At 67.9% G+C, this 20186-nt stretch carries 16 protein-coding genes; 8 read left to right on the forward strand and 8 right to left on the reverse strand.

Annotated elements, in window-relative coordinates:
* Nucleotides 1-103: 103 nt before the first annotated feature.
* A complete protein-coding gene (locus SNE34_RS00160) occupies nucleotides 104-1111 on the reverse strand; it encodes a polyprenyl synthetase family protein (protein WP_332613623.1) in 1008 nt (335 codons plus the stop codon).
* Nucleotides 1112-1309: 198 nt separating this feature from the next.
* Here SNE34_RS00160 and ssb point away from each other — a divergent pair, with 198 nt between their 5' ends.
* The 3 genes from ssb (at nucleotide 1310) to SNE34_RS00175 (ending at nucleotide 4915) form a co-directional block, all read left to right on the forward strand.
* Entirely contained in the window at nucleotides 1310-1792 is a 483-nt protein-coding gene (gene ssb, locus SNE34_RS00165) for a single-stranded DNA-binding protein (protein ID WP_332613624.1), read from the forward strand.
* A 75-nt stretch (nucleotides 1793-1867) separates the two neighbouring features.
* Nucleotides 1868-2812 (forward strand): dTDP-4-dehydrorhamnose reductase, encoded by a 945-nt coding sequence (gene rfbD / locus SNE34_RS00170; RefSeq protein WP_332613625.1) that lies wholly within the window; start codon nucleotides 1868-1870, stop codon nucleotides 2810-2812.
* 42 nt (nucleotides 2813-2854) lie between these two features.
* A complete protein-coding gene (locus SNE34_RS00175) occupies nucleotides 2855-4915 on the forward strand; it encodes an alpha/beta hydrolase family protein (protein ID WP_332613626.1) in 2061 nt (686 codons plus the stop codon).
* A gap of 68 nt (nucleotides 4916-4983) precedes the next feature.
* Here the strand turns inward: SNE34_RS00175 and SNE34_RS00180 are convergent, their stop codons facing one another.
* A complete protein-coding gene (locus SNE34_RS00180; RefSeq protein WP_425604415.1) occupies nucleotides 4984-6726 on the reverse strand; it encodes a peptide MFS transporter in 1743 nt (580 codons plus the stop codon).
* 157 nt (nucleotides 6727-6883) lie between these two features.
* Between SNE34_RS00180 and SNE34_RS00185 the strand changes: the two genes are divergently transcribed.
* Nucleotides 6884-8974 (forward strand): S9 family peptidase, encoded by a 2091-nt coding sequence (locus tag SNE34_RS00185; RefSeq protein WP_332613629.1) that lies wholly within the window; start codon nucleotides 6884-6886, stop codon nucleotides 8972-8974.
* Between the two features lie 29 nt (nucleotides 8975-9003).
* On the forward strand, nucleotides 9004-10245 hold the full coding sequence (locus tag SNE34_RS00190) for a DUF819 family protein (RefSeq protein WP_332613630.1): 1242 nt from the start codon (nucleotides 9004-9006) through the stop codon (nucleotides 10243-10245).
* Between the two features lie 95 nt (nucleotides 10246-10340).
* On the opposite strand, the gene SNE34_RS00195 is transcribed toward SNE34_RS00190, so the two are convergent.
* From SNE34_RS00195 to SNE34_RS00215, 5 genes are all read right to left on the reverse strand, one after another.
* The gene (locus SNE34_RS00195; RefSeq protein ID WP_332613631.1) at nucleotides 10341-11342 is read right to left on the reverse strand and encodes a magnesium and cobalt transport protein CorA; all 1002 of its coding nucleotides are present in this window, start codon (nucleotides 11340-11342) and stop codon (nucleotides 10341-10343) included.
* 177 nt (nucleotides 11343-11519) lie between these two features.
* Nucleotides 11520-12740 (reverse strand): lipoprotein N-acyltransferase Lnb domain-containing protein, encoded by a 1221-nt coding sequence (locus SNE34_RS00200; RefSeq protein ID WP_425604416.1) that lies wholly within the window; start codon nucleotides 12738-12740, stop codon nucleotides 11520-11522.
* Between the two features lie 52 nt (nucleotides 12741-12792).
* Nucleotides 12793-13683, reverse strand: coding sequence for a CorC family transporter (locus SNE34_RS00205; protein WP_332613632.1), 891 nt, complete (start codon nucleotides 13681-13683; stop codon nucleotides 12793-12795).
* 79 nt (nucleotides 13684-13762) lie between these two features.
* On the reverse strand, nucleotides 13763-14236 hold the full coding sequence (gene ybeY, locus SNE34_RS00210) for an rRNA maturation RNase YbeY (protein ID WP_332613633.1): 474 nt from the start codon (nucleotides 14234-14236) through the stop codon (nucleotides 13763-13765).
* 28 nt (nucleotides 14237-14264) lie between these two features.
* A complete protein-coding gene (locus SNE34_RS00215) occupies nucleotides 14265-15251 on the reverse strand; it encodes a PhoH family protein (RefSeq protein ID WP_332613634.1) in 987 nt (328 codons plus the stop codon).
* 111 nt (nucleotides 15252-15362) lie between these two features.
* Here SNE34_RS00215 and SNE34_RS00220 point away from each other — a divergent pair, with 111 nt between their 5' ends.
* From SNE34_RS00220 to SNE34_RS00230, 3 genes are all read left to right on the forward strand, one after another.
* Complete coding sequence (locus SNE34_RS00220; protein WP_332613635.1) at nucleotides 15363-17042, forward strand: amidohydrolase; 1680 nt, start codon at nucleotides 15363-15365, stop codon at nucleotides 17040-17042.
* Nucleotides 17043-17185: 143 nt separating this feature from the next.
* The gene (locus tag SNE34_RS00225; RefSeq protein WP_332613636.1) at nucleotides 17186-17923 is read left to right on the forward strand and encodes a hypothetical protein; all 738 of its coding nucleotides are present in this window, start codon (nucleotides 17186-17188) and stop codon (nucleotides 17921-17923) included.
* Nucleotides 17924-18103: 180 nt separating this feature from the next.
* Nucleotides 18104-19780 carry a carbohydrate binding domain-containing protein gene (locus SNE34_RS00230; RefSeq protein WP_332613637.1) on the forward strand — a complete coding sequence of 559 codons (1677 nt, stop codon included), beginning with the start codon at nucleotides 18104-18106 and terminating at the stop codon, nucleotides 19778-19780.
* Nucleotides 19781-19846: 66 nt separating this feature from the next.
* On the opposite strand, the gene SNE34_RS00235 is transcribed toward SNE34_RS00230, so the two are convergent.
* The gene (locus SNE34_RS00235; protein WP_332613638.1) at nucleotides 19847-20056 is read right to left on the reverse strand and encodes a hypothetical protein; all 210 of its coding nucleotides are present in this window, start codon (nucleotides 20054-20056) and stop codon (nucleotides 19847-19849) included.
* Nucleotides 20057-20186 lie beyond the last annotated feature (130 nt).

Raw genomic sequence — 20186 nt, forward strand, 5'->3', positions numbered from 1 at the left:
TTGCTTTGTGTAGGAGCGGCTTCAGCCGCGACCGTGGGATCGTTCGCCCGCGCCGATTTCAGATCGCGGCTGAAGCCGCTCCTACAGGATCCTGCAGCAATGCTCAGTGGTCGCGATTGACCGCGTAGCCGGCCAGCCCGCGCAGCGCACCGACATACTCATTGTCGCCCAGCCCGTCGAGCGCCTGCCCGGCCAGCGCTGCGTAGTCACGGGCGCGCTGCCGGCTGTAGTCGAGCCCGCCGGTGGCGTGGATCGCCGCGAGCACCGCCGGCAAGGCGTCGCTATCGCCTTCCTCGATCGCCTTGCGCAACGTCGCCGCGGTATCGACGTCGGTGTGCCGGATCGCGTGGATCAAAGGCAGCGTCGCCTTGCCTTCGGCGAGGTCGTCGCCCAGGTTCTTGCCGAGGGTGTCGGCGTCGGAGGCGTAGTCGAGCACGTCGTCGGCGATCTGGAACGCGTAACCCAGGTTGAGGCCATAGTCGTGCAGCTTCTGCTGGACCGAGGCGTCGGCGCCGGCCAACAGGGCACCCAGCCGGGTCGCCGCCGCGAACAGCACCGCGGTCTTGCGCTCGATCACCCGCAGGTAGGCGGCCTCGTCGGTGTCGGGGTTGCGCACGTGCAGCAACTGCAGCACCTCGCCCTCGGCGATGCGGTTGGTGGTGTCGGCCAGGATCTGCATAACCGGCATGCTGTCGAGCCCGACCATCATCTGGAAGCTGCGCGAGTACAGGAAGTCGCCGACCAGCACGCTGGCGGCATTGCCCCACACCGCGTTGGCGGTCCTGCGGCCGCGGCGCAAGTCGGACTCGTCGACCACGTCGTCGTGCAGCAGGGTCGAGGTGTGGATGAACTCGATCACCGCGGCGAGCTGGTGCGCCCGCGTGTCGGTCCCGTTATCGGCATGTGGGGCCAGTGCCCGGGTCGCCAGCAGCAGCAACATCGGCCTTAGTCGCTTGCCCCCGGCGCCGATGATGTACTCGGCGACCTGGTTGATCAGCACCACGTCGGAGGCCAGCCGCTCGCGGATCAGCGCATCGACGGCGGCCATGTCGCCCCGGGCGAGGGCCTGGATGTCCGCGAGGGCGAGGGCGGGCTTGGTGCTGGCGTGCATGGGCGAACCGGCGGAAAGGGGGCCCGATTATAGGCCGGGCGTGGATGTCGGCATCGGCCATCGCCCGGGGAAATCCCTGACCCCATACCGCGGCTTTCGCCGCTGGGGGCGCGGGCGGCGGCGCGTATACTGGCCTGCCTGTCGCTATTTTCCAGCGACCCCGTCGATTCCATCCGACCCAGAACAGGACCGATCTCCATGGCACGTGGCGTCAACAAAGTCATCCTCGTCGGCAACCTCGGCAACGATCCCGAGGTCAAGTACACCCAGGGCGGCATGGCCATCACCACCCTCAGCCTGGCCACCACCAGCGTGCGCAAGGACAAGGACGGTCAGCAGATCGAGAAGACCGAGTGGCACCGGGTCAAGCTGTTCGGCAAGCTCGGCGAGATCGCCGGCGAATACCTCAAGAAGGGCCGCCAGGTCTACATCGAGGGTTCGATCCGCTACGACAAGTTCACCGGGCAGGACGGCGTCGAGAAGTACTTCACCGACATCGTCGCCGACGAGATGCAGATGCTCGGCGGTGGTGGCGAGGGCGGTGGCGGTGGCGGTGGCTTCCGCGGCAGCGACCGGTCCTCAAGTTCCGCCCCGCGCCAGGAAGCTCCGCGCCGCGAGGCACCGCCGGCGAAGTCCAACGACTTCGGCGACGACTTCGCCGATGACGACATCCCGTTCTAGGCTTGGCATGCACGTTCGCCACGGAGCAATGGATTCCCGTGAGGGATCCATTGGGCGCAAGGAACGGGTGACGAAATGACAATCCTGCTGCTCGGCGGCAACGGCCAGGTCGGCCATGAATTGCGGCGCAGCCTGGCGTCGTTGGGAAACGTGGTGGCCACCACCCGCGATGGCCGGTTGCCCGATGGCGACCCCTGTGAACCACTGGACATGGCCCGGCCCGACGCGGTCGACGCGCTGATCGAGCGCATTTCGCCCGACGTGGTGGTCAATGCCGCCGCGCATACCGCGGTCGATCGCGCCGAGGACGAGCCGGATCTCGCGTTCGCGATCAACGCCGAGGCGCCCGGCCGGATCGCCCGTGCCTGCGCTGCACGCGGGGCGCGCCTGATCCATTACTCCACCGACTACGTGTTCGACGGAACCGGCGACCGGCCATACCGCGAGTCCGACGCCACCGCGCCGCTGGGCGTCTACGGCCGCAGCAAGCTGGCAGGGGAACAAGCGGTGGCCGACAGCGGCGCGCGCCACCTGATCCTGCGCACCGCCTGGGTCTACGGCCTGCACGGGGCCAATTTCCTGCGCACGATGTTGCGGCTGGGCGCGGAGCGGGACGAACTGCGCGTGGTCGCCGACCAGGTCGGTTCGCCGACTCCGGCCTGGCTGATCGCCGATGTCACCGCGGCGATCCTCCGGCGGGGCATCGTCGAGTCCGGCGTGCGCCACCTGGTCAGCGCCGGCCAGACCAGTTGGCATGGCTTCGCCGAAGCGATCTTTGCCGAAGCACGAGCCCATGGCGTGGTCGAGCGGTCGCCAAGGGTGCTGCCGATCAGCACCGCCGAGTTCCCGACCAAGGCGTCCCGCCCGGCGTGGTCGGTACTCGATTCCGGTCGACTTGCCGCCGAGTACGGCGTCGAGATCCCGTACTGGTACGCGGCGTTGGCGACCACGTTCCAGCGGGGCGCGCGCAACTGGGGCGACACGCCTCGCCTGCATCCATCCAGTTCCGACCGTGGCTGACGCTGCGGTACATAACGACCACGACAGGGGAGTCAGGGGTTAATGAAGTCCAGGATCCGTAGCGCGTTGTTTGCAACCTTGGCGGTTGCCTCGGTGGGCGCCAGCGCCCAGTCGCAGGCCGATGCCGTCGGCGGCGCCATCGCCAGTGCCGCCGTCGCTCACCCGGTCGATGTCGGGCGCTATGTCCGCGCCGACACCTTCAATGAGATCAAGCTGTCGCCGAACGGCGATTACTACGCCGCCACGGTGCCGCTGGATGACGGCGAGCGCACCGGGTTGGTGATCACCCACCGCGAAAGCCACACCGTCAGTGGTACGTTCATGCTCGGCAAGAACACCCATGTCGACGAGTTCCACTGGGTCAACGCCGAGCGGGTGGTACTCAGCATCTCGCAGAAGTTCGGCGCGCTCGACGAGCCGATGGGCACCGGCGAGCTGTATGCGATCAATGCCGACGGCAGCCAGGTAGAGTTGCTGGTGGGCCAGCGCGTGCGCGGTCCCGAACTCGGCACCCGGGTCAGTCGCAAGAAAGCCGAAATGGTCGCCGCCCGCCTGGTCGACGATCTGCCCGGTAACGACCGTGAAGTGATCATCGCGGTCAGCACTTTCGATGCCGATCCGTTTACCCGCGCCGAAAGGATGGATGTGTACAGCGGGCGTCGCCACGAGATGGCCCGCGCGCCGGTGCTCCGGGCCGATTTCGTCACCGACAATCGCGGCCAGGTGCGGTTCGCGGTTGGCGCCGACACCGACAATGCGCAACGGATGTACTACCGGGCCGGCGCCAGTGCCGAATGGCAGCTGCTCAACGACGAAGACCAGACCGGTTTGAGGCAACTGCCGCTGGGTTTTTCCGCCGACGACAAGATCGCCTACATCGAGGTCGAGCACCACAGCGGTCCGAATTCCATCGTCGCCTTCAACGTGGCCGACCAGAGCCGCAAACAGGTCTTGCGGGACGACAACTCCGACCCCGACCGGATCCTGTACGACAGCACCAACGCGATCCCGGTCGGCGCGCTGCTGCGCGATGGCAAGCCACGTACCGCGTTCTTCGACGACGGCTCCGGCGAGGCGCGGCTGTACCGCAGCCTGGAAGCGGCGTTCGGCAAGCAGCCGGTGTTGATCACCTCACAGACCGCCGACGGCCGGATCGCTCTGGTGCGGACCTGGAACGACCGCAACCCGGGCGACTTCTACCTGTTCGACAGGCAGGCCAAGACCGCAGACCTGTTGCTGAGCCGGGCGCAGTGGTTTGACCCCCGGCAGATGGCTTCGACCCGACCGATCGAACTGAAGGCCCGTGACGGCCTGCCGCTCCACGGATATTTGACCCTGCCGGCGGGCTCGGATGGTAAATCGGAGCCGATGGTGGTGTTGCCGCACGGCGGGCCGTTTGGCGTGCGCGACACATGGGATTTCGATGGCGAAGTGCAACTGCTGGCGGAAGCGGGCTACGCGGTGTTGCGCCTGAACTTCCGCGGTTCCGCTGGTTACGGCAAGGCCTTCGCCGACGCCGGCGCCAGGCAGTGGGGCCGGGCGATGCAGGACGACCTGACCGATGCGACCCGTTGGGCGATCGAGCAGGGCATCGCGGACTCCGAGCGCATCTGCATCTACGGTGGCAGTTACGGTGCCTATGCCGCATTGATGGGCGTTGCCCGCGAGCCGACGCTGTACCGGTGCGCGGTGGGCTACGTCGGCGTCTACGACCTGCCGACCATGCACACCGATGGCGATATCCAGCAGCGCGGTTCGGGTGAAACCTTCCTCAACGAATGGATCGGTGAGCGTGACAAACTCGACGCGGTTTCGCCCAACAACCTCGCTGACCGCATCGAGGTGCCGGTCTTCCTCGCCGCCGGCGGCGAGGACGAGCGCGCCCCGATCGAACACAGCGAAATGATGGAGCGCGCGCTGCGCAGCGCCGGGGTGCCGGTGGAAACCCTCTACTACGACACCGAGGGCCACGGCTTCTACCTGCAGGAACACCGCCGCGAGTACTACACGCGGCTGCTGGCATTCCTGTCGCGCCACCTCGGTGGGGGCATCGCCGCCACCACGGCCGGCGGTGGCGATAACGGGGCGACTGCCGACAAGTAGTCGCGCACCTGCAATCGCAAATGGAAACGGCGCCGCAAGGCGCCGTTTCCGCTTCCGGGCGCGACGCCTCACCTCACCCCGTGCATCCAGCGCCGCGCGATCGGCGTCAGCAGGAAGAACACCACGCCCGAGCCGATGCCGAGCCACAGCATCATCTCGAACAGGTCCGCGTACTTGCCGGCGGCGACCGCCATGTCGATCGCCTCGCCTTCGACGATGTCGAGCGAGGCGATCTTGCCGAACTGCGCGGCCAGCACCTCCGAGTACGCGGTGCCGAGCCAGAACGCGCCCATCATCAGCCCTACCACGCGCGGCACCGACAGCTGGGTCACCGCCGACAGGCCGATCGGCGACAGGCACATCTCGCCGATCTCCAGCACGAAGTAGGCCAGCACCAGCCACCAGACGCTGGCCATCGCGCCACTCGCGCCGGCTTCCCCGGCCGCTACCATCAGCGGGATGAACGACAGCCCGGCGAACACCAGGCCGATACCCATCTTGGCCGGCTTGCTCGGGTTGAGGCCGCGCTTTTCCAGCCACGGCCACAGCCACGAGAATACCGGCGCCAGCACCACGATGAAGAACGCGCCGATGAAGGTCAGCGAGCCGGCGGTCTGCGGCACCAGCACCACGTCGTGGGTGAACGCGACCGCCAGCCCGGCCACCATCAGTCCCGCCAATCCCTTTGCCAGGCCGATCCGTCCGCGGTCGCTGGCCATCAGTGCGGCGACCATCAGCGGCGGGCTGGCGGCGAGCGAATAGGTCGCCCACGGCAGCGCCGCCGCATAGCCGGCCGGCGACATCGGGAACAGATCCTTGGTCAGCAGGCGGTCGGTGAAGGTGACCCACGAGCCGTAGGTCTGCTCGTACATCGCAAAGAAGATCAGCACGCCGAAGATCAGCACCACCAGGGTGATCATCTGCTGGCGCTGGACCTTGTCGCAGTGCTTCCACAGGAACCAGACGAACCACGCCGCCAGCGCCGCCGCGATCACGTGCATCGCCCCATGCACGGTCCAGGTGCGCTGGATCAGCTGCCACACCACCGCCACGCCGACGAAGCTGCCTAGGTAGATCCACCACTCGCGCGACAGCCCGGCGACGCGCTCGCGCAGCTTGGCCGGGTCGTTCGGCTCGGCATGGCCGTGCAGGTATTTCTGGCCCCACAGGAACATGCCCAGTCCCGCCACCATGCCGATGCCGGCGGCGCCGAAACCGTACTTCCAGCCGTAGGTCTCGCCGAGGAACGCGCAGATCAGCGAGGCGAACAGCGCGCCGACATTGATGCCGGCGTAGAAAACGGTGAAGCCGGAATCGCGCCGTGGATCGTTCTCCGTGTAAAGCCGGCCGACAATCGTCGAGATGTTCGGCTTCAGGAAGCCCACGCCCATGATGATCAGCGCCAGCGACAGGTAGAACACCTGCAGCGCGCCGTCGTCGCGCACGATGGTGTCGCCGACCACGCGTGCGGCCTCGCCCTCGTAGGCCATGCCGAGGTGGCCGAGCACCAGCAACACGCCGCCCAGCACCACCGCCTTGCGCATGCCCAGGTAGCGGTCGGCCAGCAGCCCGCCGATCACCGGCACCGCGTAGACCAGGCCGCCGTAGGCACCCAGCAGGTCGTAGCCGGCGTCGTCGCCGAACAGGTGGTACTTGAGGATGTACAGCAGCAGCAGCGCCTTCATCCCGTAGAAGGAGAAGCGCTCCCACATCTCGGTGAAGAAGCAGACGAACAGGCCCTTGGGGTGGCCGAGGAACTCGTCGGCGGCGGGCGCGGCGGGTGCGGGTGTGCTCAAGGTGGACTCCGGCATGGCGGGCGGGCGTGGCGCCGGCGCAGTGGCGGGGGACAGCTGCCGCGGCCGGGCGAGTATAGCCAGCGCCGCTTCGACCGCGTCCCTGTCGATCCGCACTTTGCCCCGGCCCGCCTGCGCGCCTACCATCGGGCTTTCGATCGTTCCGGGGAACCTCATGAATCTGCGCCACGCCGCCCTGCCACTGCTGGTCGCGTTTGCCCTGCCTGCCGTTGCGGCGCCGGCCCAGGCGGCCAGCCGCGGCCTGCAACCACGGGACCTGGCGACGCTCGACCGCTATTCCTCGCCGGCCCTGTCGCCGGACGGCCGATTGCTGGTGCTGGCCAAGCGGGTGGTCGACTTCGATGCCAACAAGGCCTCGAACTCGCTGTGGATCGAAAACCTGGTCGCGCGCGATGCCGCGCCGCCGGTGCGTCTGACCCCGGAAGGCTGGAACGTCAATTCACCGGCGTTCGCTCCCGACGGTAAGACCGTGTACTTCCTCAGCGGCAAGTCCGGCAGCTCGCAGCTCTATGCGATCGCGGCCGAGGGCGGCAAGCCGCGCCAGCTGACCGACTTTGCCCTCGATGTCGAGGGCTACCAGATCTCGCCCGATGGCGAGCAGGTCGCCTTCAACGTCGCCGCGTTCGTCGACTGCGGCAGTGACCTGGCCTGCAGCAAGGAAAAGCTCGACGCGCGCGAGAAGTCGCCGGAGACCGGGGTAGTGTTCGACCGCATGTTCGTGCGCCACTGGGATGCCTGGAACGACGGCCGGCTCAACCGCGTGTTCGTCGCCGACCTGCCGGACGGCAAGGCCCCCGTGAACGAGGCCACCGCGATCGCCACCGACGTGATCGGCGACGTGCCGTCGCGCCCGTTTGGCGACAGCAGCGAGTACACCTGGGCGCCGGACGGCCAGTCGCTGGTGCTGAGCGCGCGCCAGGCCAACGCCGGCGAGCCGTGGTCGACCAACTTCGACCTGTACCGGGTCGCCGCCGACGGCGCCTCGCCGTCACGGAACCTGACGGCCGACAACGAGGCCTGGGACACCGGCGCGGTGTTCAGCGACGACGGCAACACCCTGTACTACCGCGCGATGCAGCGGCCGGGCTTCGAGGCTGACCGCCTGCGCCTGATGGCGTTGAACCTCGCCAGTGGCGAGCGCCGAGCGATCGCGCCGGACTGGGACCGCTCGGCCGGCAGCATCGCGGTATCCGACGACGGCGAAACCCTCTACGTGACCGCGCAGGACACGGGCGAGCACCCGCTGTTCGCGGTCCACGTCGACAGCGGCGGCGTTACCGAGATCGTCGGTGACGGCAGCATCGGTTCGGTCCAGCTGCAGAACGGCACGCTCGCATTCACCCGCGACAGTCTGGTCAGCGGCGCGCAGGTGTTCGTCGGCGGCATCAACGGCGCGCCCGAGCGGGCGATCACTCCCAGCGCATCGGAAATGCTGCCGGAGGTCGGTTTCGGCGAGTTCGAGCAGTTCAGCTTCAAGGGCTGGAACAACGACACCGTGCACGGCTACGTGGTCAAGCCCTGGAACTACGAGGAAGGCAAGCAGTACCCGGTCGCATTCCTGATCCACGGCGGCCCACAGGGCAGCTTCGGCAACGGCTGGAGCTACCGCTGGAACCCGCAGACCTACGCAGGGCAGGGCTACGCGGTGGTGATGATCGACTTCCATGGCTCGGTCGGCTACGGCCAGGCGTTCACCGACGCGATCAGCCAGCACTGGGGCGACCGTCCGCTGGAAGACCTGCAGAAGGGCTGGGAGGCGGCGCAGGACCAGTACGCGTTCCTCGACGGCGGCAACGCCTGCGCGCTTGGCGCCAGCTATGGCGGCTACATGGTCAACTGGATCGCCGGCAACTGGCACACGCCGTCGTCCGGCGCGTGGAAGTGCCTGGTCAACCACGACGGCGTGTTCGACACCCGGATGATGGGCTTCGTCACCGAGGAGCTGTGGTTCACCGAGTGGGAGAACGGCGGCACCCCTTGGGAAGTGCCGGAGAACTACGAGGCGTTCAATCCGAGTCGGCATGTGGCCGAGTGGCGCGTGCCGATGCTGGTGGTGCATGGCCAGCAGGATTTCCGGATCCCGGTCAGTCAGGGCCTGGGCGCGTTCACCGCGCTGCAGCGCCAGGGCATCGAGTCGAAGTTCCTGTACTTCCCCGACGAGAACCACTGGGTGCTGAAGCCGCACAACTCGGTGCAGTGGCACGAGACGGTCAACGGCTGGCTTGAACAGCACCTGGGCCAGTAACGGTCCCGATCGACCCACGGAGTTCCCGCATGACCCCAGCCGCACCGAGTGCCCTGATCACCAACGACATCGTCATCCTCGGCCTGATCGCGGGCACCCTGGGCGTGGTGTTCTGGACCTCCACCCGGCCGGGCTGGCAGAAGTTCTACAACGTGGTGCCGGCGTTGCTGCTGTGCTACCTGCTGCCGGGCGTCTACAACACCGTCGGCCTGATCGACGGCGCCAACACCAGCCTCTACAACCCGGTCGCCAGCCGCGTGCTGCTGCCGGCGGCGCTGGTGCTGCTGACGCTGTCGATCGACATGAAGGCGATCCTGCGGCTGGGGCCAAAGCTGCTGGCGATGTACGCGGCGGCGTCGATCTCGGTGATGATCGGCGCGGTTGCCGCATTCCTGGCGATGCGCGTGGTGTTCCCCGAGGCGATGGGCGGCGACACCTGGCGCGGCATGACCGCGCTGGCCGGCAGCTGGATCGGCGGCGGCGCCAACATGATGGCGATGGCGGAGATCTTCGAGGTCGATCCGACCACGTTCGGCCAGTTCGCGGTGGTCGATGTCGGCGTCGGCTACGCGTGGATGGCGGTGCTGATCTTCCTGGCCGGGCGCGCGCAGGCGATCGATACCCGCAGCGGCGCCGATACCTCCGCGATCGATGACCTCAAGCAGCGCATGGCCGCGTTCAAGGCCGAGCACGGCCGGATCCCGAGCCTGGCCGACCTGATGATGATCGTCGGCATCGCGATCGGCACCGTCGGCCTGGCGCATGCGATCGCCGGGCCGCTGGCGGCGTGGTTCGACGCCAACGTGTCGTGGGCCGAGCAGGTCAGCATGCACGAACCGTTCGTGTGGATCGTGGTGCTGTGCACGGCGATTGGCCTGGGCCTGAGCTTCACCCGCGCGCGCAACCTCGAGGGTGCTGGTGCATCGACCGTCGGCACCCTGTTCCTGTACTTCCTCATCGCCGCGATCGGCATGCAGATGGACATCCTCGACCTGTTCGACCGGCCGCTGCTGTTCCTGCTCGGCATCGTCTGGATCGCGATCCACATCGTGCTGCTGTGGATGGTCGGCAAGCTGCTGCACGTGCCGTTCTTCTATTTCACCATCGGCTCGATGAGCAACATCGGCGGGCCGGCCTCGGCGCCGGTGGTCGCCTCGGCGTTCCACCCGTCGCTGGCGCCGGTTGGCGCGCTGCTGGGGACGCTGGGCTATGCGACCGGCACCGGCGCGGCGTACCTGCTCGGGCTGATCCTGCAAGAGTTGGCGACTTGAGCCCGGTCTGTCGCCGTGCAACTGTAGGAGCGGCTTTAGCCGCGATCTGAAGCCGGTCGCTCGACCCGATTTCCCGATCGCGGCTAAAGCCGCTCCTACAACCAGCGCGCCCGCTTGAACATTCGGTACAGCACCGCGCAAGTCACCGCGACCACGCCGATCAGAACCGCGTAGCTCCAGCGCCCGGCCAGTTCCGGCATGTGCACGAAGTTCATCCCGTACCAACTGGCGATCAGCGTCGGCGCCGCCAGCAGCGCCGCCCAGGCTCCCAATCGCTTCACCGTCTCGCCTTGACGAACCGTGACCAGCGCCAGGTTGACGCTGACCGCGGCGGTCAGCATCTCGCGCAGGGTGTCGGTGGCCTCGTTGATCCGCACCGCGTGGTCGTGGACATCGCGGAAGTACAGCTGGATCTCCTCGCCGATCAGGCTGCCGCGCGGGCGTGCCAGGTGGCCGAGGATGTCCTGCATCGGCGCCACCGCCATCCGCAGCCGGGTCAGCTCGCGCTTGAGGTCGTAGAGCTTGTGTACGGTGTGCTTGCGGAAGTCCTCGGCGAAGATGTCCTGCTCCAGCGCGTTGAGGGCGTGGCTGAATTCGTCGACGATCGGCCCGAACCCGTCGACCACCATGTCCAGCACCGCGTAAAGGGCGGCGTCGGAACCGTGCTGCAGCAGCTCCGGTTCGCGCTCCATCCGCGCCCGCGCGGCGGCGTAGCTGGTGGAGGCGCCGTGGCGCACCGTGACCAGGTAACGCGGGCCGACGAACAGGTGGGTCTCGCCGAAGCGGATGTGGCTATCGACATTCTGGGCGGTGTGGATGGCGATGAACAGCGACTGGCCGTAGGTTTCGATCTTCGGGCGCTGGTGGGCGTTGCGCGCGTCCTCGATTGCGAGGTCGTGCAGGCCGAACTCTTCCTGCAACTTGTCGAGCAGGGCATCGTCGGGCTCGTGCAGCCCGACCCAGACGAAACTGCCGTCGTCGATTGCAAGCACGTCGCTGATCGCATCGAGGCTGATGTCGCGGCGCTTGCCGGTGCGGTCGTAGGCGGCGCAGTTGACGACGCAGGCGGGTGGCGCGGAAGTGGTCATGAGCGGCATCGTGCCCACTGCGCCGGTCCCGGGCAAGCATCATGGTTTCTGTAGCAGCGACGTAAGTCGCGACCCACTGGCAGGCGTTTGCTCGTCTCCACGCAGTGGGATCCGAAATCGCAAGCGGGGACCACGCGTTGATCGCGGCGTTGTTGCTGGGTCAGTAGGTCGCGACTTACATCGCTCCTACAGCCGTGTTCTCGACCGGCGTCCCCACGTCCACGCCAGCGCCGCATGCACCGGCAACAGCAGCACGATCCAGTGCAGGTGCCGTTGCGGCAGCGCGCTCACCCAATACACCAGCAGTGCGACCAGCGGGCAGGCCGCCACTATCCACAGCATGCGGCGGAACCAGCGGCGCGGTATCCGGCCGCGCAACAGCTGCCAGGCACCCGGCAGCAGCGACCAGCACAGCGGGTTGAACAGCAGCAGGTTGTGGTTGACCCAGCCGAAACGGTGCGCGGTGCCGAACCAGATGAACAGGAACAGCGCACCGACGGCGCCGGCCAGCGTCCAGCCGGACAGCGCGAGCGCGGCCAGCACCCGCGGTCGGCGTCGTCCGAGCCAGACCGTGACACCGGCAATCACCAGGCCGGCCAGAGCCCACCATTTCCAACGCCTCGTCGAGCCCTGCGGCTCGGGGGCGATCCGGTGCGGCAGGATCTCGTATTCCTCGCTGACCAGCGGGCGGCCATCGGCCAGCCTGACTTCGCGCAGGGCGTCGGCCAGGCGCATCGGCACGAACGCCTCTTCCCAGCGCGACAACGGCCGGTCCGCGCTTGGCCCGAGGCCGATGTCGAAGCCCAGCCACATCAGCGGCGCCGGCGAGGCCAGCCGCAACGCTTCCGTGCGGTAGGTGCTGCCTTCGGAGGGCGTCGCCATGTGCCGTTCCAGGACACCATCGAGCGCGCCGTCGATCGCGTCGCGGACCCGGGTCGAGCAATTGTCGAGGAAGTAGTCGTAGCCGTAACGCGCATTCTCCGGCCGCGCATTGACCGCCAGTGCATCGGCCAACGCTTTTGCATCGGCGGGCGCGAGATCGAGCCACTGGATGCTGACCCCACGGCCTTCCTGGCGGTAGATCGCCATGTCCTCGTGGAACGGCAGCGCGACCAGCCGGTAGCTCATGTCGCCGCGGATGAAGTTGGCGACGAAATCGGGCTCAGCGAGGTCGAAGAAACCGAAGTTGTACGAGGTCGCACGGCCGGTCGCGGGGTCGATCACCACCAGCGCGTTATGGCCGAAGCGCTCCCAGAAGATCTCGCCGGGTTGCATGGTGACCACGCCGATCCGCGGGACGGGTGGGGCGCTGGCAGCCGGATCGACGGTACCGGCATGGCCGCTGACGGGCAGCAGCAGTGCCAGCCACAGCAGGGCCTGCACCAGCAGCACTCGCGTCGACAGCACTCCTGCCGACCATCCGGACACCGCTACGGCCGCGCCCCCGCGGCCGCCAACCTCAGTCGCCACCCAGCACGCTCACGTGGAAGGCGTGTACCCGTCGCGCGTCGGCACCGGAAACCCGGAACACGAAGCGGTCCAGGGTCAGCTCCTCGCCGGCCTCGGGCAGGTGGCCGATCGCGGCGGTCACCAGGCCGCCGATGGTGTCGTACTCGTCCTCGTCGAAGGCGGCGCCGAAGCGTTCGTTGAAGTCCTCGATCGGGGTCAGCGCGTCGACCACGAACTGGCCGTCGGCCTGCGCCGCGATCAGTGCATTGGGGTCCTCGGCGTCGTCGTGCTCGTCGTCGATCTCGCCGACGATCTGCTCCAGCACGTCCTCGATGGTGAGCAGGCCGGCGACGCCGCCGTGCTCGTCGATCACGATCGCCATGTGGTTGCGCGACTGCCGGAACTCGCGCAGCAACACGTCCAGCCGCTTGGATTCGGGGATCAGCACCGCCGGGCGCAGCAGCGCATGGACGCTCGGCGGGCCGTTGTCGGCGACCACGCCGCGCAGCAGGTCCTTGGCCAGCAGGATGCCGAGGATTTCGTCCTTGTCGTCGCCATGCACCGGGAAGCGCGAGTGACCCGACTCGACCACCATCTTCATCAGGTCCAGCAGCCGCGCCTCGGCCGGCAGCACGACCATCTGCGAACGCGGGATCATGACGTCGCCGACCACCAGGTCGGAGACCGCGATCGCGCCTTCCATCATGGTCAGGGTGTCGGCCGCGATCAGGCCGTCGGCCTGCGCATCGCGCAACAGCTCGACCAAGTCCTCGCGGGTGGTGGGCTCGCCGGACAATGCCGAGCTGATCCGGTCCAGCCAGGAGCGGCGCTTGTCGTGGGCCCGCTCGGGCGCGTCGATCACGGAATCGTGGGCGTGGGTACTACTGTCGTCCTCGGACATGGAGTGCATTCGTCAAATACGCCCGGGGGATGAGCGTCGGGGCGAGTTTAGCGCATCGCCGTGACCGGATCGGCCCGGCTCAATCGACGGCGAGATAGGGGTCGGCGATGCCGAGGCCGGCGAGGATCTCGCGCTCCAGCTGCTCCATGCACTCGGCCTCGCGCTCGTCCTCGTGGTCCCAGCCGAGCAGGTGCAGGGCGCCGTGGACGGTCAGGTGGGCGTAATGGTCGTTCAGCGGCTTGCCCTGTTCGCGGGCCTCGCGGGCGACCACCGGGGCGCAGATCACCAGGTCGCCGAGCAGCGGCAGTTTCAAGCCTTCCGGCAACTCGGCGGGGAAGCTCAGCACGTTGGTGGCGTAGTCCTTGCCGCGGTAGTGGCGGTTCATGGCGCGGCCTTCCTTGGCGTCGACCAGGCGGATCGCGAGGTCGGCCTGGCGGATCCGGCCATCGAGCGCGGCGCCGACCCAGCGGCGGAAGCTGACCGCGGCCGGGATGCCGGCGCGCGGCACGCCGTAGCTGATGGAGACATCGAGGACGGTCGGGCCGTGGGTCATGAGGTGTTCCTGGCGGACGGGCGTGCGCTCAGCTGGCGGGGCCGGTCTCGCGGTCCTGGGCGTCGCGGGCGTCGTAAGCGGTGACGATGCGGGCGACCAGCGGATGGCGCACCACGTCGCGCGCCTCGAAGAAGGTGAACGAGATGCCGTTGACCTCGCGCAGCACGTCCAGCGCATCGCGCAGGCCCGACTTCTGGTGCTTGGGCAGGTCGATCTGGGTAAGGTCGCCGGTGACCACCGCAGTGCTGCCGTAGCCGATCCGGGTCAGGAACATCTTCATCTGCTCGATCGTGGTGTTCTGCGCTTCGTCGAGGATCACATACGCATCGTTAAGCGTGCGTCCGCGCATGTAGGCCAGCGGCGCGATCTCGATGACGTTCTTCTCCAGCAGCTTGACCACCTTTTCGACCCCGAGCATCTCGTACAGGGCGTCGTACAGCGGGCGCAGGTAGGGATCGACTTTCTGGGTCAGGTCGCCGGGCAGGAAGCCGAGCTTCTCGCCGGCCTCGACCGCCGGGCGCACCAGCACCAGCCGCTGCACCCGCGACTCGTTGAGCGCCTCGACCGCGCTGGCGACCGCGAGGAAGGTCTTGCCGGTGCCGGCCGGGCCGATGCCGAAGTTGATGTCGTGGGTGGCGATCGCATGCAGGTACTTCGCCTGGTTGGCGCCGCGGCCGCGGATGGTGCCGCGCTTGACCCGGATCGTGACTTCCTGCGGCTCGATGTCGTCATTGACCATCTGCTGCGCGTCGACCTCGGTCAGGGCGAGGTGGATTGCCGGTTCGTCGAGGGTCTGGTCGATCGCGTCGGTCCACAGCCCGCGCAACAGCTTCTCGGTCGTCGCGACCATCGCCTTGGGGCCGGTCAGGCGGTAGATGTTGCCGCGGCTGGAGACCTCGACCCCGGTGCGCAGCTCGATCATGCGCAGGTGGCCGTCGAACGGGCCATTGAGGTTGGCCAGGCGTTCGGCGTCGGGTGGGTCGAGGGTGAATTCCGAAGTCGTGCGTGAAGGCATCGCGAGGCGGGAGCTTCGATGGGCACGCCAGCTTGCGCCTGCCCGGGGTTTTTCGCAAAGTGCAGCGACATCACTAGGTGGGGACGCAACATGCGGAAGACAGGCAGGACGATGCGCGCGATGCTGGGCTTGATGGTCGCCTCGACATTGCTGGCGATGGCGATGCCGGCACTTGCGGCCGAGGTGACGGTGCTGAGCGCCGGCCGCATCCACACGATGGACGCCTCACAGCCGCAGGCCGAGGCGATGGCGTTCGACGCCGACGGTCGCATCCTCGCGCTCGGCGAACGCGAAACCCTGTTCGCGAAGTATCCCGATGCGCAGCCGCTGGATGTGGGCGATGCCACGGTGGTGCCCGGGCTGATCGATGCCCACGGCCATGTCGCCGGGCTCGGACTCACCCAGATGCGCGCCGACCTGGTGGGCGCCACCAGCAAGGACGAGGTGCTGGCGCGGCTGCGCGCGTTCGCCGCCGACTTGCCGGAAGGCGCCTGGTTGCTGGGTCGCGGCTGGGACCAGAACGACTGGCCGGAACGTACGTTCCCGACCGCCGCCGATCTCGACGTCGCGTTCCCCGACCGTCCGGTCTGGCTGACCCGCATCGACGGCCACGCCGGCTGGGCCAACACTGCGGCGATGGAGGCCATCGACCAGGACACGCGTGCCAGATTGACGCAGGGCGACTGGCAACCCGACGGCGGCCGCATCGTGCGTGATGCGCAGGGCCGGGCGACCGGCATCTTCGTCGATGGCGCGATGGCGCTGGTCGACGCGGCGATGCCGCCGATGGACGCCGCCACCGCGCAGCGGGCGCTTGCCTTGGGCATGCAGGCGGCGGTCGAGCATGGACTCACCGGCGTGCACGACGCCGGCGTATCGCTGCAGCAGTTGCGCGGCTACCAGGCGCTGGCCGATCGCGGCGAGATGCCATTGCGCGTCTATGCGATGGCCGATGGCGACAGCGAGGCGCTGGCATGGCTGTGTGAGAACGGCGTGTACGCGCACCCGGGCGGCCGCCTGCAGATGCGCACGGTCAAGCTGTACATCGACGGTGCGCTCGGCAGCCGCGGCGCGGCGATGATCGAGGACTACAGCGACGACGCCGGCAATCGTGGCCTGTTGTTGATGTCGCCGAAGCAGATGGTCGATGCCGCCGCGCGCGCAAAGGATTGCGGTGTACAGGTCGCGACCCACGCGATCGGTGATCGCGGCAACCAGGTCGTGCTCGACGCCTACGAGCAGGTCCTCGGCGACGACCGCGGCAGCGACCATCGCTGGCGCATCGAGCACGCGCAGATCCTGACCGAAGCCGACATCCCGCGGTTCGCCGAGCTCGGCGTGATCGCCTCGATGCAGCCGACCCACGCCACCTCCGACATGCCGTGGGCGGCCGACCGGGTCGGTTCCGAACGCATCCAGTGGGCGTATGCCTGGCGCAAGTTGCGCGACGCCGGCGGGCGGCTGTCGCTGGGCTCGGACTTCCCGGTTGAGTCGGTCGATCCGCGGCTGGGCCTGTACGCCGCCGCGACCCGCACCGATGCGCAGGGCATGCCGGCCGGTGGCTGGATGCCGCAGGAAAAACTCACCGCCTGGGAGGCGCTGCGCGGTTTCACCAGCGACGCGGCCTGGGCCGGGTTCGCCGAGGATGAAACCGGTCGTCTCGCGGTCGGCCGGCGCGCCGATTTCGTCGTGCTCGGGCAGGATCCGCTGGCGATCGATCCGGCGCAACTGGACGAGCTCGACGTGCTCGCGACCTATGTCGATGGCGAGGCCGTGTACCGGCGCCCCTGACGGGTTGAACCGCTGGCCGGACCCTACGCCGGAGTGTGGCGATATCGCGCTGCGGGTCACGCCACTTTGCCTGTTGTGGCGTTTAGAATTGCAGCCGGAGTTGCACGCTGTCCACGGATTCGGATTCAAGGAGCGGGACCTGCATGAAGCACAAGCGTCGGCGCAATGGCGCCCTCATCGTCGTGGCCGTCGCCATCGCCGCCACCGGTTTGCTGTTCTGGGCCGCGCCCGCGCGGGATCGTGACGCCGTCCTTGCCGCAGACAGCCATGCCGACGCGGTTGATGCCAATTCCCGTGCGGCCGGTGCCGGCAATGCCGCCTGGGTCGACGCAGGCCGTCGGCGTCCGCGCGCCGATGCGCCTCCGATTCCAGCCGGCCTGCCGCCGGTCGATCCGGTCGATCCTCCCGAATACGCCACCGGCTTGCCGATCGAAACCCTGTATGCCCCCGATCCGCAGGCGAGGGCGCATTTCGCCGACAAGCTGCCGTTCGGCGTTGACGACCGTACTTACGTCGAGTTCAACCGCCGCGCGCTGGCCGTCCTCCAGCCCGGTTCGACCCTGACCCTGCGCACCCCCGACGACGGCAAGCCGCACACCGTCGACATCGACGCGATCCAGGTGCATCCCAACGGCGACAAGTCGTGGATCGGCCACGTGCAGGACGCCGCCGGCGAAGTGTTGCCGGTGGTGTTTACCCAGGGTCGCGATTCCAGCTTCGGCAGCATCAGCACCCGCAGCGGGACCTACGCGGTGGAAGCCGAAGGGCGGCTGGGGTGGATCGCCAACATCAACACGTTGCGCAGTCACCAGGATTTCGATCGGCCCGACGTGATGGTCCCCGATCCCGACGACGCGCCGGGCGTCCCCGGCCAGCCGTAAGCATTGCGTACCTGGCGCGGGCATCCGTCGATGCCCGTGCGGATCGCCTGTGTCCCGCGGTCGGCGATTTGCCGGCGGCATCCCCCGTGCCGGCCGAGTGGCCGGCCACTCATCCCTCCGAACGAAGGATCAGCCGATATGGAAGTCTCCCCCCGAATCCGAAAACGTCGCCTCCAAGCATTGGCACTGGCGATGGCCGGCACCGTGCTCGCCAGCCAGGCCGCGGCCGAGAACGTCGTCGACATCATGTACGTCTACACGCCGCAGGCGGCCGAGTACGGCGGCGACATCGAAACCCGCCTCAACCAGTACATCGCCCAGTCCAACCAGGCGTATGAGACCAGTGATGTCGACATCCGCCTGCGCCTGGTCCACAGCGTCCAGAGCAGTCACCCGGATTACACCTACACCGGCAACACCGCACTCAACCAGATCACTTATTACGACGGTGCGATCCACGCCCTGCGCGACGACCACGGAGCCGATTTCGTCGGCCTGTTGAACATGTCGCCGGGCGGCCTGTGCGGCGTCGGCTGGCTCGGCCAGAGCAGCGGCGGGGTCATCACCGACTACTCCAAGTCGATGGCGTACAGCAGCTCGGCGATCGACTGCGGCTACCTCACCTTCACCCACGAGCTGGGCCACAACTTCGGCATGATGCACAGCCGTCGCCAAGGCGATACCTCCGGCGGCCACCACGCCTACGGCATGGGTTACGGGGTGGACTACTCGTTCGCCACGCTGATGGCCTATGCCTACCTGTTCAACACCAACTACGTCTACCGCTTCTCCAACCCGCGCCAGACCTGCAACGGCAGCGCCTGCGGCAATGCGTCCACCGCCGATGCGGCACGTTCGCTGGGACTGATGGCCGACCAGTACCCGGATTACCGGCCCTCCCGCACCGACCCGGATCCGGATCCGGCTCCGGACCCCGAACTGCCGGTGCCGCCGCAAGGCAGCAACGTGGTCGCCAACCCTAGCTTCGAGGGCAGCCTCGATGGCTGGAGTGGGGCGCACGGCGGCAACCCGTCGCTGAGCGGCGTGCGCCGTCACGGTGGCAAGCAGGGCGTCGCGGTGTCCAACCGCGGTTCCTACGCCGCCGGGTTCGCCCAGGACATCACCGGCAAGTTGCGGGCCGGTACCGACTACACGTTCGGCCTGTGGATGCGCCTGCAAGGCAAGTCCAGCGACACCGCGCGGGTGGTGCTGGAAGTCAACGGCGGGCAGAGCTATGTCGACCTCGGCCGGTTCGGCGTGACCGATCGATGGACCGAGATCCGCGGCGAGTTCAACCACCAGGTCGCGGCGGGCAGCACGGTGCGGTTGCTGGTGTACGGACCGGCCGCGGGCGTGAATTTTTACGCCGACAGCGTCAGCGTCGCCCCGGTCGACGACGGTGGCGGGGAGGATCCGGGCAACCTGATCCGCAACGGCGATTTCGAGGGCGGCACCGCGGCTTCCTGGGCCACGACATTCGGCGGCCAACTCGGCGTGGTGACCGACGGCTTCGACAGCAGCCGAAGCCTGCAACTGGCCGGCCGCAGCGCCTGGTACGACGGCGTCAGCCAGGAGCTGGTCGGGATCGAGCCGGGCCGCCAGTACCTCGCCGGCGCGCAGGTCAAGGTTGCCGGTCGCAACGACCCGACCGCGCTATGGCTGTTGATCCACGACGACAGCGGCCGTTACTGGCAGCGGGTGGCGTGGGTCGCAGCGAACGACAGCGACTGGACGGCGCTGTCGGGCAAATTCCAGATCGATCCGGTCGGCAGCCTGTACTCGGCTTCCCTGCACGTGATGGGACCGGGTGCAGGGGTGGACCTGCAGGTCGACGACGTCAGCGTCGTCCCGTTGTGAAAATTCGATTGCTGATCGAATGATCGACACGACGCCGGCCCCGCGCCGGCGTCGTTGTTTCCCGCATCAGCGACGCAAGGCGCGGACCAGCAGGGCCAGGCCGAGGCCAGCGAGCACGACGCTGCCGCCCAGCCAGATCCACGCGACCGCCGTCGGCGCGAAGTGGCCGTCCTCGAACCCGCGCGCGTGGAACTGCAGCAGGCCCAGGGCGGAAATCGCGCAGAACCACAGGCCCAGCGCGCAGCGGCGGAGCTGGGTGTCGGGCGGTGTTGGCATGGAGTCGCTCCGGTGAGATACCGCCGAAAGCGTAGTCCATCGGGCAAGGCGGACTGAGCTGCAAAGCGGATTCCGATGGGTTGCATTTAAATTAATCAAAGAATTAATATTGCTGCATGACGCGTCGAAG

Origin of the sequence: Novilysobacter erysipheiresistens, from assembly GCF_036663935.1 — a bacterium.
GTDB lineage: Bacteria > Pseudomonadota > Gammaproteobacteria > Xanthomonadales > Xanthomonadaceae > Novilysobacter > Novilysobacter erysipheiresistens.

Bases quoted from the DNA above. Each gene is read 5' to 3' on its own strand.
- SNE34_RS00185 (WP_332613629.1), top strand. From the start codon at position 6,884: ATGAATCTGCGCCACGCCGCCCTGCCACTGCTGGTCGCGTTTGCCCTG.
- SNE34_RS00205 (WP_332613632.1), bottom strand. From the start codon at position 13,683: ATGTCCGAGGACGACAGTAGTACCCACGCCCACGATTCCGTGATCGAC.
- SNE34_RS00160 (WP_332613623.1), bottom strand. From the start codon at position 1,111: ATGCACGCCAGCACCAAGCCCGCCCTCGCCCTCGCGGACATCCAGGCC.
- SNE34_RS00175 (WP_332613626.1), top strand. From the start codon at position 2,855: ATGAAGTCCAGGATCCGTAGCGCGTTGTTTGCAACCTTGGCGGTTGCC.
- SNE34_RS00235 (WP_332613638.1), bottom strand. From the start codon at position 20,056: ATGCCAACACCGCCCGACACCCAGCTCCGCCGCTGCGCGCTGGGCCTG.
- SNE34_RS00225 (WP_332613636.1), top strand. From the start codon at position 17,186: ATGAAGCACAAGCGTCGGCGCAATGGCGCCCTCATCGTCGTGGCCGTC.
- SNE34_RS00220 (WP_332613635.1), top strand. From the start codon at position 15,363: ATGCGCGCGATGCTGGGCTTGATGGTCGCCTCGACATTGCTGGCGATG.
- SNE34_RS00180 (WP_425604415.1), bottom strand. From the start codon at position 6,726: ATGCCGGAGTCCACCTTGAGCACACCCGCACCCGCCGCGCCCGCCGCC.
- SNE34_RS00215 (WP_332613634.1), bottom strand. From the start codon at position 15,251: ATGCCTTCACGCACGACTTCGGAATTCACCCTCGACCCACCCGACGCC.
- ybeY (WP_332613633.1), bottom strand. From the start codon at position 14,236: ATGACCCACGGCCCGACCGTCCTCGATGTCTCCATCAGCTACGGCGTG.
- SNE34_RS00195 (WP_332613631.1), bottom strand. From the start codon at position 11,342: ATGCCGCTCATGACCACTTCCGCGCCACCCGCCTGCGTCGTCAACTGC.
- SNE34_RS00190 (WP_332613630.1), top strand. From the start codon at position 9,004: ATGACCCCAGCCGCACCGAGTGCCCTGATCACCAACGACATCGTCATC.
- ssb (WP_332613624.1), top strand. From the start codon at position 1,310: ATGGCACGTGGCGTCAACAAAGTCATCCTCGTCGGCAACCTCGGCAAC.
- rfbD (WP_332613625.1), top strand. From the start codon at position 1,868: ATGACAATCCTGCTGCTCGGCGGCAACGGCCAGGTCGGCCATGAATTG.